The 12,559-nt window shown below is 64.2% G+C and carries 11 protein-coding genes; 9 read left to right on the forward strand and 2 right to left on the reverse strand.

What is annotated here, in order from left to right; translation table 11 throughout:
* Positions 1–4: 4 nt before the first annotated feature.
* On the forward strand, positions 5–997 hold the full coding sequence (locus tag DK391_RS00350) for an ABC transporter permease (RefSeq protein WP_109475993.1): 993 nt from the start codon (positions 5–7) through the stop codon (positions 995–997).
* Entirely contained in the window at positions 994–1,872 is an 879-nt protein-coding gene (locus DK391_RS00355) for an ABC transporter permease (protein WP_109475994.1), read from the forward strand. Before DK391_RS00350 ends, DK391_RS00355 begins: the two co-directional genes overlap by 4 nt.
* Positions 1,873–1,897: 25 nt before the next feature.
* Here the strand turns inward: DK391_RS00355 and DK391_RS00360 are convergent, their stop codons facing one another.
* The gene (locus tag DK391_RS00360) at positions 1,898–2,716 is read right to left on the reverse strand and encodes a MetQ/NlpA family ABC transporter substrate-binding protein (RefSeq protein ID WP_109475995.1); all 819 of its coding nucleotides are present in this window, start codon (positions 2,714–2,716) and stop codon (positions 1,898–1,900) included.
* A gap of 318 nt (positions 2,717–3,034) precedes the next feature.
* Between DK391_RS00360 and DK391_RS00365 the strand changes: the two genes are divergently transcribed.
* The 7 genes from DK391_RS00365 to DK391_RS00395 all read left to right on the forward strand — a co-directional run bounded on the left by DK391_RS00365 (position 3,035) and on the right by DK391_RS00395 (position 11,076).
* The gene (locus DK391_RS00365) at positions 3,035–3,982 is read left to right on the forward strand and encodes a D-isomer specific 2-hydroxyacid dehydrogenase family protein (RefSeq protein WP_109475996.1); all 948 of its coding nucleotides are present in this window, start codon (positions 3,035–3,037) and stop codon (positions 3,980–3,982) included.
* Between the two features lie 83 nt (positions 3,983–4,065).
* Entirely contained in the window at positions 4,066–4,941 is an 876-nt protein-coding gene (locus DK391_RS00370; RefSeq protein ID WP_109475997.1) for an IclR family transcriptional regulator, read from the forward strand.
* A 217-nt stretch (positions 4,942–5,158) separates the two neighbouring features.
* The gene (locus tag DK391_RS00375; protein WP_109476156.1) at positions 5,159–6,826 is read left to right on the forward strand and encodes a rhodanese-like domain-containing protein; all 1,668 of its coding nucleotides are present in this window, start codon (positions 5,159–5,161) and stop codon (positions 6,824–6,826) included.
* A complete protein-coding gene (locus DK391_RS00380) occupies positions 6,823–7,839 on the forward strand; it encodes a tripartite tricarboxylate transporter substrate-binding protein (protein WP_109475998.1) in 1,017 nt (338 codons plus the stop codon). Before DK391_RS00375 ends, DK391_RS00380 begins: the two co-directional genes overlap by 4 nt.
* 17 nt (positions 7,840–7,856) lie before the next feature.
* Positions 7,857–8,969, forward strand: coding sequence for an LLM class flavin-dependent oxidoreductase (locus tag DK391_RS00385; RefSeq protein WP_109475999.1), 1,113 nt, complete (start codon positions 7,857–7,859; stop codon positions 8,967–8,969).
* 58 nt (positions 8,970–9,027) lie between these two features.
* On the forward strand, positions 9,028–9,522 hold the full coding sequence (locus DK391_RS00390; RefSeq protein ID WP_109476000.1) for a tripartite tricarboxylate transporter TctB family protein: 495 nt from the start codon (positions 9,028–9,030) through the stop codon (positions 9,520–9,522).
* A gap of 3 nt (positions 9,523–9,525) precedes the next feature.
* Entirely contained in the window at positions 9,526–11,076 is a 1,551-nt protein-coding gene (locus DK391_RS00395) for a tripartite tricarboxylate transporter permease (protein ID WP_109476001.1), read from the forward strand.
* A 49-nt stretch (positions 11,077–11,125) separates the two neighbouring features.
* Here the strand turns inward: DK391_RS00395 and DK391_RS00400 are convergent, their stop codons facing one another.
* Positions 11,126–12,559 (reverse strand): SidA/IucD/PvdA family monooxygenase, encoded by a 1,434-nt coding sequence (locus DK391_RS00400; RefSeq protein WP_109476002.1) that lies wholly within the window; start codon positions 12,557–12,559, stop codon positions 11,126–11,128.

The following is a 12,559-nucleotide window of genomic DNA, read 5'->3' on the forward strand; positions in this document are numbered from 1 at the left end:
CATCATGCAGCTCACTTCCACGCCGGCTTCGCGCAAGATAGGGCGCAGGCTGATTCAGCTCGTGCTGGTCCTGTTCGGCACCACGGTGCTCAACTTCGCGCTGCTCAAGCTGATGCCCGGCGATCTCGTCGACGTGATCGCCAGCGAGAGCGGCAATGTGTCGCCGCAATACGTGGCGCAGTTGCGCGAAGCCTATGGTCTGAATCAGGGCGTGGTGTGGCAGCTGCTGCACTATGTCGAACATGCGCTGCGGCTCGATCTGGGCTTCTCGTTCCGCTTCGGCGAACCCGTGGCGACGCTGATCTTCGGCCGCCTGCCCGCCACGCTCGCGCTGATCGGCACGGCCCTGCTGGTCTCCGTGAGCCTTGGGCTGCTGCTCGGCGTGCTGGCCGCACGCCGTCCGCATGGCTTCGTCGATACGCTCGTGTCCACGCTGGCCACGCTCGGCTATTCCGCACCGATGTTCTGGACCGCGCTGATGCTGATCGTGGTGCTCGGCGTGCATCTCGAATGGCTGCCGATCGGCGGCGTGGCCGATACCAACGTCGCGCATCTCGGCTTCGCGCTGCTGCTCGATCATCTGCGCCATCTCGTGCTACCTGCGGCGACGCTCGTGCTGTACTACGTGGCCATCTTTGCGCGCCTCGCGCGGGCCTCGATGATCGAGACCTTGCAGGAAGACTTCATCCGCACCGCGCGCGCGAAAGGCGGACGGCCGTGGTACGTGACGACGCATCACGCGCTGCGTCACGCCGTGCTACCCGTGCTGACCATGCTCGGCTTGCAGGGCAGCGCGCTGATCGGCGGGTCGGTGGTGGTCGAAACGGTGTTCGGCTGGCCTGGGCTCGGGCAGCTGTCGTTCGAGGCCATCAAGAGCCGCGACGTCAATCTGCTGGTTGGCGTGCTGCTGCTCTCCGCGTTTCTGGTGGTCCTGCTCAATCTGGTCGTCGATCTGCTCTACGGACTGATCGATCCGCGCACGAGGTCGCGCCGATGAAACTGTTCCATTTCCTGCGCCAGCCGTCCGCCCTCGCTGGCGTAATCCTGCTCGCACTCGCGCTGTTTGCCGCGCTGTCGGCCAACTGGCTCTTTCCCGGCGATCCGCTCGACATGGTCGCCGCGCCGTATCAATGGCCGGGCGCCGATCATGCCTATCCGCTCGGCACCGACCTGATGGGCCGCGACCTGCTCGCCGGGCTGTTCCACGGCGCGCGCGTTTCGCTGTATGTGGGGATCACCGTTGCGCTGATCGCGCTCGTGCTGGGCGTGCTGATCGGCGGCGGGGCGGGTTATTTCGGCGGCGTCATCGATCAAACGCTGATGGCGATCACCGAGTTCTTTCAGACCGTGCCGCCGTTTCTACTCGCGATTATTCTTGTCGCGATCCTCACCCCTTCGCTGTCGACCATCGTGTTCGCGCTCGGCATCACCGCGTGGCCGAGCATTGCGCGGCTCACGCGCGGCGAGTTCATCGTGCTGCGCGAGCGCGAGTTCGTCAGCGCCAGCGTGGCGCTCGGCGCCAGCGATGCGCATCTGATCTTCATCGAGATTTTGCCCAACGCGCTCACGCCGATCCTCGTTTCCACCGCACTGCTCGTGGCGAATGCGATTTTGTCCGAAGCGGCGCTCTCGTTTCTCGGGCTTGGGGATCCGAACGTGGTGAGCTGGGGTTCGATGGTCGGCACGGGACGCGAAGCGCTGCGCACGGCGTGGTACATGATCGCGGTGCCCGGCTCGGCGATCGCGCTGACGGTTCTCGCGCTCAATCTGTTGAGCGATGCGCTGCACGCCACCTTCAATCCGCGCCTGTCGAGAAACCGCCGTGTCGACGCGGCGTCACGTCAGGAGGGAGTCGAAGCGCTGCGGCCGTGAAGGCGCAGCGCACCACCTGCTTACCTCATTCGGACGGCTTCGAGAAACCTGCAAAGCGCTCATCGATCACGCGCCTGAATTCTGCCGATCTGTACGCGTTCGCAATGTCTTTCACGTACGGCTTGTTCAGATCGGCCGTTCGCACTGCGACGAGGTTCAGATAGTACGGCGGGATTTTCTCGAGCAGCAGCGCATCCGTGAGCTTCAAGCCAGAGGCCAGCGCGAAGTTGCCGTTCACGAAGGCGTAATCGACGTCGTCGAGCGAACGCGGCAACTGGGCGGCTTCCAGCGGCACCAGTTTGATCTTGTGCGGATTGGCGTCGATATCGCGTTCCGACGACTTCCCGGGATCGATGCCGGGCTTGAGCGTCACCCAGCCAAGCTGCTGCAGCAGGATGATCGCGCGCGCCTGCTTGGGGACGTCGTTCGGCAGCGACACGGTGGCGCCGTCCTTCAGTTCGTCGAGACGCTTGTGCTTGTGGCTGTATAGCCCGATGGGCGCGGTGGGCACCTTCACCAGTTCCGACAGCGCGAGCTTGTGATCCGCCGAAAACTTCTTCAGATACACCTCGTGCTGGAACGCGTTGGCGTCGAGCGCGCCGTCGGCGAGTGCGAGGTTCGGCTGAACGTAATCGCTGAACTCGACGATCGTCACCTTGTAGCCTTCCTTCTCCAGCTGAGGCTTGATGCCGTAGCGGATCTGATCGGAATACGGTCCGGCCGTCGCGCCGAAACGGATTTCCTTCTTGTCGGGATCGGCGGCATGCGCGGTCACGCTGACTGCGATCAATGCGCCAAGCGCGATGGCGGTCAAGGGCGACCAGACACGGCGAAACACTTTCATCGGGTTCTCCTCTGCGCCGTGACGCCCGTGGATCGGGTCCGGCGACGGTTTATCGGTTGTAGGCATGCGAGCTTACAAAAACGTCAGCCCACGCCAAACCAACAAATCAATCTTTGGTTTCTTCTGGAAGCGAATACGGCTGACTGCCCTTCAACCGCTGCGCGCGTGCCGCGCTTCATATGGTTTGCAGCAATCGTTCGTTGTCGCGTGCGCGATCAGCCCGTAGCCTCGTGCATCCGGCGCGCAATGCGTGTTTCCGCCATCCCGTCGATACAGCCCGTCGCACACGCATCCCTGGCGACTATCTCAAGCACATTCATGGTCACGATCGCGAGTCAGCTTCCCGAACCCTTCAACGACGCCGTGCGCGCCCTCCTGCCCGATACGCAGGTGATCGGCATTCCGCGCGGTGTGCCGGCGGGATTGCCGGATGACGCGTCGATCCTTGTCGCCGCGCCGATCATCGTGAGGGGCGCGACGGCGCCCGAGCATGCGCCCGAAGGCTGGCCGTTCGGACTGCGCTGGGTACAACTGGGTTCGTCCGGCATCGACTTCTATCCGCGCTGGTTCTTCGACGGCCCGCCCGTCACCACCGCGCGCGGCACGGCCTCGCAGGCGATTGCGGAATTCGTGCTGGCGTCGATCTTCGCGCACGCGAAACGCCTGCAGGACATCTGGATTCACGATGCGCAGCAATGGCAGATGTCGCCGCTCGCGACCGTGGCGGGCAGTACCGTCGGCATCTTCGGTTTCGGTTCGATCGGCGAAGCGGTTGCACAGAAAGCGCTTGCGCTAGGCGCGCAGGTTCTCGCCGTCAGGCGCCGCACGGCGGATCAGGCAGCCGTACCCGGCGTGACCTTTGTAGCGAACATCGGCGAACTGTTGCAGCAATCGGATCATCTCGTACTCGCGGCACCTGCTACGGAATCAACGCGTCATATCGTCAATCGGGCTTCGCTGCAGGTCGCCAAGCCTGGACTTCACCTGATCAATATCGCGCGCGGCTCGCTCATCGACGACGCAGCGCTGCTCGAAGCGCTCGACAATGGCGTGATCGGCGGCGCGTCGCTGGACGTCACCGAACCCGAACCTTTGCCCGCAGGCCATCGCTTTTATACGCATCCTGGCGTCCGGCTTTCGCCGCACACATCGGCCATCGGTCCGCACAATACGGTGGAACTGGCACACAAGTTCGTGCGCAATTTCAGGGCATTTTCCGCAGGTACCGCGCTGGAAGATCGGGTGGATATCCGCCTGGGCTATTAGTGATGTGAAGTGGCGTGCGCCATGGCCGCGAGTATGATGCGATGACTCATTGATGTCATGATCGCGTACTCGCCCGTTTATTCATGCAAGCCAGACAACCTCGCAAAAGCCGACGAGCAGACGTCGCTCAACCACCTGCACCAGAGATCGCCGCAGCCGACAACGACAGCACCGGCAAATCCGCCGACAGTGGCGCGCTGACCCGCGGCCTGACCGTTCTTTCAGCCATCATCGCCGCTGCGCGCCCGCTCACGCTGATCGAAGTCGGCGAGACCGTCGGCCTGTCGTCGAGCACATGCCACCGCCTGCTGCAAACGCTGATCCAGGCGGGCTATGTCTACCGCGATGCCGGCAACCGCTATTACCCGACACCGCGCGCGGTATGCCCGCTGACCATCGATCACCCGCTCAACCTGCTGCGCCGCGACACAGCCGAGACGCTCAAGACGCTCCAGCATGAATACGGCGCTTCCGCCGGCCTTATCGTTTTCATGGGCACGATGCGGCTTTACGTCGATATCGTGCTGGGACGCGACAACGTCGCGCCCTACTACGAAACGCAACACCTGACGCCGTTCCACTGCACCGTGTCGGGCAAGCTGCTGCTAAGCCAGCTTTCCGTCGCGGAACGTGACGCGCTGCTCGGCGCCGAACCGTATGCTTCCCGTACGCCGCAAACCATCATTACCCGCGCGCCGCTCATGCGTGATCTCGACCAGGTTGCCACCAGCGGCATCGCCACCAACTTCAACGAGAACATTCTCGGCATTTCCGCCGTCGGCGCACGGCTCGGCCTGCCCGATGCGCGCGCGATCGGCGTGATCGTGCTGACGGGGCCCAGCAAGTACTTCACCCCGCCCCGCGTCACGGCGATGCGCCGCGATCTGCTCGAAGCGACCAACATCCTGTCGAACACGTCGCTTGCGGTTCGCGCGGTCGGACGTTTTCTGAACCTGTGACGATGCATTGAACGTAGCGGAAGCACGGTTCACAAGCGTGGCTCACAAGGCGGTCCGCGCTATCCCGTATTCGTCGGAAGCTCAGGCAGATTTGTTGGTTAGTCTGCCGCCTCAGCGCTCGCATAATTCAAAAAATGGAAGAAATTTCCCATTTTCCTGAATTCCAACCGACGTGCCGCAAGGCCCGTCCCGCGACCGCATCGAGGAATCGACCCGCATGTCCGCCAAACCAGTCCGCACACTCACCCCTGAAGCCCTGAGAAACCTGCTCGCCACGCGCAGCGAAGTCGCCGTGCTCGACGTGCGCGAAGAAGGCGTGTCTGCACGCCGCCGTCTGTTCTATTCGTCAGTCGCGCCGGTTGGCCGGCTGGGTTACGTGGTCCGCCGCCTCGTACCCAGGCTCGACGCCCCCATCGTGCTGGTGGATGATCACGGTGAATACACGTCGCGTGCCGCCGCGCTGCTCGGTGAGTTCGGCTATACGGACGTGTCCATACTCGAAGGCGGCGTGGAAGGATGGGCGCGCGCGGGTTACGAAGTCTTCAGCGGCACCAATGTGCCCGGCAAGGCATTCGGCGAAATCATCGAAGCCCGGCTGCATACGCCCAATATCGACGCGGTGACGCTCAAGGCGCGCCAGGATGCAGGCGACGATCTGATCGTGCTCGACAGCCGCCCCTTCGGCGAATATCACACGATGAACATTCCCGGCGGCATCGAATGCGCGGGCGCGGAACTCGTCTATCGCGCGCTGGCCGCGGCGCCTTCGCCGGACACGCTGATCGTCGTCAATTGCGCGGGCCGCACGCGCAGCATTCTGGGCGCGCAGTCGCTCATCAACGCGGGCATTCCGAACCCGGTGGCCGCGCTGACGGGCGGCTCGATGGCCTGGCTGCTGTCGGGCTATACGCTGGAGCACGGGCAAACGCGCACGGCGCCGCGCCCCTCCGGCGACACGCTCGCGGCCGCACGCGAACTCGCCGCCACGGTCGCGAAGCGGGCCAACGTGCGGATCATCGACGCCGAAGGTCTTGCCGCGCTCGAACGCGAAACGGCAACGCGCACGCTGTATCGCTTCGACGTGCGTCATCCGCTCGAATACGAAGCAGGTCATCCGGCGAACTGGCGCTCGGCACCCGGCGGACAACTGGTGCAGGCCACTGACGAATACGTCGGCACCCTGCATGCAACCGTCGTGCTGCGCGACGACGACGGTGTGCGCGCTCGCATGACGGCTTCGTGGCTGGTGCAACTCGGCTATCTCGACGTGTACGTACTCGACGATGCCGCCAGCAGCGAACTCGCCGCGCACTCGCTCGAAGCCGGCCCCGAACCGCGCCCGTTGCCTGCCGCGCAGGGCCGCACGCGCTGGGTCGAACCGGACGATGTCGCGGCGGGCAAGGTTCAGGTGATCGATATCGACCACAGCCTCGGCTTCCGCGCGGGCCATATCGCAGGCGCAAGCTTCATCGCCGCCAGCGCGCTCGATGATCACCTGGAACAACGGGTCGACAAAGACCCGATCGTGCTGACCTCGGAAGACGGCACGCTGGCGGGTCTGGTCGCGGCGCGGCTTGCGCATCGCGTGCCGGATATCGCCGCGTTGCTCGGTGGCACGCGGCGCTGGCGATCGCTCAAGCTGCCCGTCGAAACGGGCGACACAGGCAATCTGACGGGCGACGACGATGCCTGGTACAGCCCCTATCACGCCGCACCCGATCAGGTCGCCGCGCAGATGAACGCGTACCTTGCGTGGGAACTGCAACTGGTCGAACAGGTGGATCGCGACGGTATCGCGGCGATTGCGCCGCTGGACTTCGACACGAAGACGAGCGCGCGCAGCCGCGAGCGGTTGACGGCCCTCGACAGCGGAGCGCAACCATGAAGCGCACTCCCAGCCGTAGCATGATCGTCCAGCCCACGCGCCGCGATCTGCTAAAGACCGCGCTGTTCGCCGCGCTCTCGGCGAGCCCGTTCAGCCGGGCGCTGGCAGCGGATTATCCGCAACGCCCCGTTCACTACGTTTCGCCGTATCCGCCGGGCGGCACCAACGATCTCGTCGCGCGCATCGTCAGCAAGCGGCTTGCGGGTTTGCTCGGCACGTCGGTGATTGTCGAGAACCGCGGCGGCGCGGGCGGCACCATCGGCACGAGCTACGCCGCGCAGGCCAATGCCGACGGTTATACCGTGCTGAACGCGTCGAGCGGGAACCTCACGTCCGCGCCACAGGTGATTGGCGCGTCCTACCATCCCCTCACGGATTTCGTCCCGGTGGGCTTTCTCGGCGATATCCGCTTCGTGTTCGCGTCGCATCCTTCGCTGAATGTGAAGAGCCTGAAGGATCTGATCGACTACGCGAAGGCGCATCCCGGCAAGATCAATTACGGCACGGCGGGTGTCGGCACGGCCGGGCATCTGGCGGGCGAATACCTGAAGCTGCGCACGGGCATCGATATCGTGCATGTGCCGTATCGCGGCTCCGCACCCGCATTGACGGATGCCGTGGCAGGCCACGTGCAACTCGTCATCGATCCGCTCGCGACGCAATACGTGCGCTCGGGTGACTTGCGCGGCCTCGCATTTTCCGGCGCGACGGCAGCGCCCGACCTGCCCGGTGTGCCGTCGATCGATGCTGCGGGCGTGCCGCACTGGGAAATCACCAATTTCTATCTGGCTGTCGTCCCTGCCGCGACACCCGCTGCCGTGGTCAGCGATCTGAGTGCGGCATTTCTGAAGCTCGCCGCCGATCCCAGCGTGGTCGCGGGTCTGAAGCCGCTCGGCGTCGAGATCAGGCCGCTCGATCGCAACCAGACAGTCGCGCTGCTCAAATCCGAGATCGCGGTCAACGCCCGCGTCATCGCCGCGGCTCACATTCCCACGGCGAAAGCCGGCGCCTGATACGGAGAACACGCACCATGAGCATCAAACTGTATGGCACGCTCTACCCGCGGCTCTTTTCGGAGACGATTCCCGCAACAGGTCCGGCGTGCGACATCGAACATATCGAGCGCACGGCGCGGGCCCACGAAAACGCCGGCTTCGACGGCGTGCTGCTGCCGCACAACGCCGGATGGGCCGACAATTTTCTGACTGCGGCGCGCGCCGCTGGCGTCACGCAGAAGCTGAATTTCCTGCTTGCCCATCGCCCCGGCTTCATTTCGCCAACACTGGCCGCCCGCAAGCTCGCGACCCTCGATCACTTCACCAACGGCCGTTTGCAGGTGCACATCATCACGGGCGGGCGCAACGCGGAGCAACGCCGCGACGGCGACTTTCTCGAACACGACGCGCGCTATACGCGAACGGATGAATTCCTCGACATCGTGCGGCGCATCTGGACGAGCGATCAACCCATCGACCATGCAGGCGAACACTATCGCTTCGAACAGGCGTTCTCCGAACTCAAGCCGCTGCAGACGCCGCACGTGCCGATCTCGTTCGGCGGCGCATCGGATGCCGCGATTCAGGTCGCCGCCCGCCATGCCGACATCTTCGCATTGTGGGGCGAGACGCTCGACGGCACGCGCGAACTCACGCAACGCGTGCTGGCCGAAGCGCAGCAATACGGCAGAAAGCCTGACTTCAGCATCTCGATCCGCGTCATTCTAGGCGCGACGGAAGACGAAGCCTGGGAACGCGCGCATCAGATCGTCAGCGAAACCGAGCAAGTCGGTCTGTGGAGTTCGAAGTCCAAGGTATTCGGCGGCCATCGTCCACCCGCCTCGGCCGAAAACGAAGGTTCGCGGCGTCTGCTCGACCTGGTCGAGAAAGGCGAAGTGCTCGACAAGCGCCTCTTCATGGGTGTCGCACGCGCGACCAACGCGCCCGGCAACACCACGGCGATTGTCGGCACGCCGGCGCAGGTTGCGGATGCCCTGCTCGACTACTACGACATCGGCGTCTCCGGCTTCCTGTTCCGCGGCTTCGATCCGCGCACGGATGCCGACGAATATGGCAAGGAACTGATCCCCCTGCTGCGCGAAGGCGCGGCGAGCCGCGATGCCCGTCTGCGAAGCGCTGCCGCCTGAACCTCGGCAACGTCATCACAGCGCTCTCTCACGCTTCATCGAATCAAGGTGCAAGACCATGCCGGAAGCCATCGCGATCAAACCGCTGCCCGCGCCCCGCCTCGTTTCCCTCAACAAGGACTACTACGGCGGTGCGTTGATGCTGCTTATCGGCGTCGGCGCCGCGTACCGGGGACGTTCGTACGGCGTCGGCACATTGAGCCACATGGGTTCGGGATTTTTCCCCGTCACGCTGGGCGTCGTGCTCGCGCTGATCGGCGCCGCGATGCTGGTTGGCGCAAGCCGTCAACGCACAGCCGGCCATGCATCAGCACGGGTCGCGGACTGGCGCGGCTGGCTGTGCATCTGCGCGGGCACCGTTGCGTTCATCGTGCTCGGGCGATATGGCGGCCTCGTTCCGGCGACCTTCGCCACCGTTTTGCTGTCCGCACTCGGCGACCGCAGCAACTCGCTGCGCGTGGCCCTGCTGCTTTCCACCGCGATGGTCGCGATCGGCATCATCGTGTTCTGGTGGGCGCTGCAACTGCAGATGCCCCTGTTCCGCTGGGGCTGACCGATGATCGCTCAATCGCTGCTCGATCTCTGGCAAGGTTTCGGCGTCGCACTCGAGCCGCACAATCTGATGTGGTCGCTGTTCGGCGTGCTGGTCGGCAACCTGATCGGCGTGTTGCCGGGCATGGGCGCGCTGTCGGCCATTTCGATGCTGCTGCCCATCACGTACACAATGCAGCCTATTCCCGCCGTGCTGATGCTCGCCGGCATCTTCTATGGCTCGCAGTATGGCGGGGCCATCGGCGCGATCCTGCTCAATCTGCCCTGCCATCCGCCGCACGCCGTCACCTGCCTGGACGGCTATCCGATGACGCGTCAGGGCAAAGGCGGCGCTGCGCTCGGCATTACGATGATTGCGTCGTTTTTCGCGGCATCGTTTGGCATCATCGTGATGATCTTCGCTTCGCCGCTGCTCGTGCGGATCGCATTCCGCTTCGGGCCCGCAGAGATCTTTTCGATCATGCTGCTCGGTCTGTTGTGCGGCGCGACGCTGACTAAAGGCTCGTCGCTCAAGGGCATTGCGATGACCGTGGTCGGTCTGCTGATCGGCACGGTGGGCACAGACGTCAATACGGGCATCATGCGTTTCACGTTCGGCTTCGAGTCGTTGTCGGACAAGGTCGAACTGGTCGCGCTCGCGCTGGGTCTGTTCGGCGTCGCGGAATTTCTGCGCGGCGTGAACCAGACGGCCACGGTGGGCAGCACGCTCAAGCTGAGCATGAAAGACATGCGCCCGAGCCGTGCCGAACTTCGCCAGTCGTTCGCGCCGATGCTTCGTGGCACCTTGGTCGGCACGCTGTTTGGCGCGATGCCGGGCACGGGTCCGACGGTGACGACATTCGTTGCATATGCGCTCGAACAGAAACTCGCGCGCCGCCCGGAGCGTTTCGGACGCGGCGCGCTGGAAGGCGTTGCCGCGCCCGAAGCCGCTTCGCATTCGAAAACCCAGGTCGACTTTATCCCGACAATGAGTCTGGGCATTCCCGGCGATGCCGTCATGGCGCTGATCCTCGGCGCCCTGGTGATTCAGGGCATCCAGCCCGGGCCGCATCTCGTCGCCGATCACGCCGATCTGTTCTGGGGCTTGATAGCGAGCTTCTGGGTCGGCAACGTGCTGCTGGTCGTGCTGAACGTGCCGCTCATCGGCGTGTGGGTCAAGCTGCTGCGGGTGCCGTACCGCTTTCTATACCCGTCCGCGCTGTTTTTCATTGCGGTGGGCGTGTACAGCACGAACAACAATCTGTTCGAGGTCGGAGAAGTGCTGGCATTCGGCGTGGCGGGCGCCGTGCTGCTGGCGCTCGACTTTCCCGTTGCGCCGATTCTGCTCGGCTATGTGCTCGGCCCGATGGTCGAAGAAAACTTCCGCCGTTCGATGCTGCTTGCACGCGGCGATCTGCTCTCGCTGTTCGACAGCCCGATTGCGGCGAGCGTGCTCAGCGCCTGTGCGCTGCTGGTGGCGTTGCAACTCACGTTCTGGTTGCGCGGCACGATCCGCGCCTCAAGACAGGAGCGCGTGGAGAGCGGCCCGTTAGCGGGTGCGCAGGAACAGCCTTAAAAAAACGGGCGTCGTCGACGCCCGTTTTCATTTCCGCATTCAATCTCGCTCAGGCACTCGACGTCTCATTGCGCCACACGCTCGACGCATACGCCGACTCATCGAATTCCGGCGCCACGTCGGCAGCGAGCCGCTTTGCGTGCAGGTCGATATCGGCCAGAAACAGATCGCGGCTGATGCGGCGGACCACGGCCGGGATATCGCGCTTCATGCTCGGCACGTCGCCCCCGGGCACACCAGCGCTGACGAAGCCCGCCGGATTGTAGACGTGAATATGCTTCAGATACGGCGCGTCGCCCGCGACCTTTTCGCGGTATTCGAGCGCCTGGCCGAGATAGGGATGCGCACCGAGTCCATCGTCTGCATCCTCTTTCGATGGCGTGTACTGATCGCGCCACAGCAGAATGTGCGAAGCGAAGTCTGCCAGTTCGGGACGCGCAGCCGGATTCACGAAGTAACCCGTTCCCGCGATCGCCAGGTCGAAGCGAAATGATTCGCCTGCTACGTTGGCTTCGATCTGCCCTGAAGCCTCGCTTGCGGATACCCATTGCGCGCCGAGATGCAGATGGAAATTCTCGAAGCGCGTGACGCGTTCGATCGAGTCCGGCGGCGCCGTCGATCCCGAACGCTTGAAGCGAAGCGCCTGTGCCCAGCGCAATGCGTCCGGGAGATCGAAGTAGTTGTCGTAGGCGCCCGGATACGCACGCGCGCGCGAGACAGGCGTGGCCGCGAGCGTGGTGCGGCGCGCGAACAGATGGACCTCGCCCGCGCCAGCTTCGAGCGCAGTGGCTGCTGCATCGAATGCGGAAGCGGCACCGCCCAGCACGGCGACCGACTTGCCGCGCAGCGCGGCAAAATCGATCGCATCGGACGTATGCGCAACAAGCTGCGCAGGCAACGACTGCAGAACCGCCGGCACGAACGCCCCGCCGTTGCCTGCCACGCCGTTGCACAACAGAATCTTGCGCGCGGTTTCGACATGCGTGCTGCCGTCCGTTTCCAGATGCAGCGCGAAATGCGTGTCCTTAGGCTCGATTCTCACGAGGCGCGTGCCGTAGCGAATAGGCACGTCGAGAAACTCGCGATACCACGCGAGATACTCGGCCCATCGCTCGCGCGGAATACGGTCGATATCCTGATACGACGCCGCACCGAAACGCGCTTCGTACCACGCGCGAAAGCTCAACCCCGGCAAGCCGCCTTCGGGCCCGACCAGCGTCTTCGGCGTACGCAGCTTGTTCATGCGCGCACGGATGAGCCACACGCCCGCTTTCGACGCATCGGCGGCCGCATCGATCACGCTGACGCGCCCGATGCCCGCGCGTCCCAGCGCGAACGCAAACGCACAACCTGTCTGCCCTCCACCGACGATCAACACGTTGTGATCGATGCCAGGATGGGCGGGCACCCAGTTATCGGGCGCCGGCCCGAGCAGGTCGAGCGTACGGCGGGCATCGTGATCTACATCCACAGTCTGTGTCAT

The organism is Paraburkholderia sp. C35, from assembly GCF_003121405.1.
In the GTDB taxonomy this organism is placed as follows: Bacteria; Pseudomonadota; Gammaproteobacteria; order Burkholderiales; family Burkholderiaceae; genus Paraburkholderia.

Coding starts and splice junctions, on each gene's coding strand:
- DK391_RS00350 (WP_109475993.1), top strand. CDS start 5: ATGCAGCTCACTTCCACGCCGGCTTCGCGCAAGATAGGGCGCAGGCTG.
- DK391_RS00355 (WP_109475994.1), top strand. CDS start 994: ATGAAACTGTTCCATTTCCTGCGCCAGCCGTCCGCCCTCGCTGGCGTA.
- DK391_RS00360 (WP_109475995.1), bottom strand. CDS start 2,716: ATGAAAGTGTTTCGCCGTGTCTGGTCGCCCTTGACCGCCATCGCGCTT.
- DK391_RS00365 (WP_109475996.1), top strand. CDS start 3,035: ATGGTCACGATCGCGAGTCAGCTTCCCGAACCCTTCAACGACGCCGTG.
- DK391_RS00370 (WP_109475997.1), top strand. CDS start 4,066: ATGCAAGCCAGACAACCTCGCAAAAGCCGACGAGCAGACGTCGCTCAA.
- DK391_RS00375 (WP_109476156.1), top strand. CDS start 5,159: ATGTCCGCCAAACCAGTCCGCACACTCACCCCTGAAGCCCTGAGAAAC.
- DK391_RS00380 (WP_109475998.1), top strand. CDS start 6,823: ATGAAGCGCACTCCCAGCCGTAGCATGATCGTCCAGCCCACGCGCCGC.
- DK391_RS00385 (WP_109475999.1), top strand. CDS start 7,857: ATGAGCATCAAACTGTATGGCACGCTCTACCCGCGGCTCTTTTCGGAG.
- DK391_RS00390 (WP_109476000.1), top strand. CDS start 9,028: ATGCCGGAAGCCATCGCGATCAAACCGCTGCCCGCGCCCCGCCTCGTT.
- DK391_RS00395 (WP_109476001.1), top strand. CDS start 9,526: ATGATCGCTCAATCGCTGCTCGATCTCTGGCAAGGTTTCGGCGTCGCA.
- DK391_RS00400 (WP_109476002.1), bottom strand. CDS start 12,559: ATGACACAGACTGTGGATGTAGATCACGATGCCCGCCGTACGCTCGAC.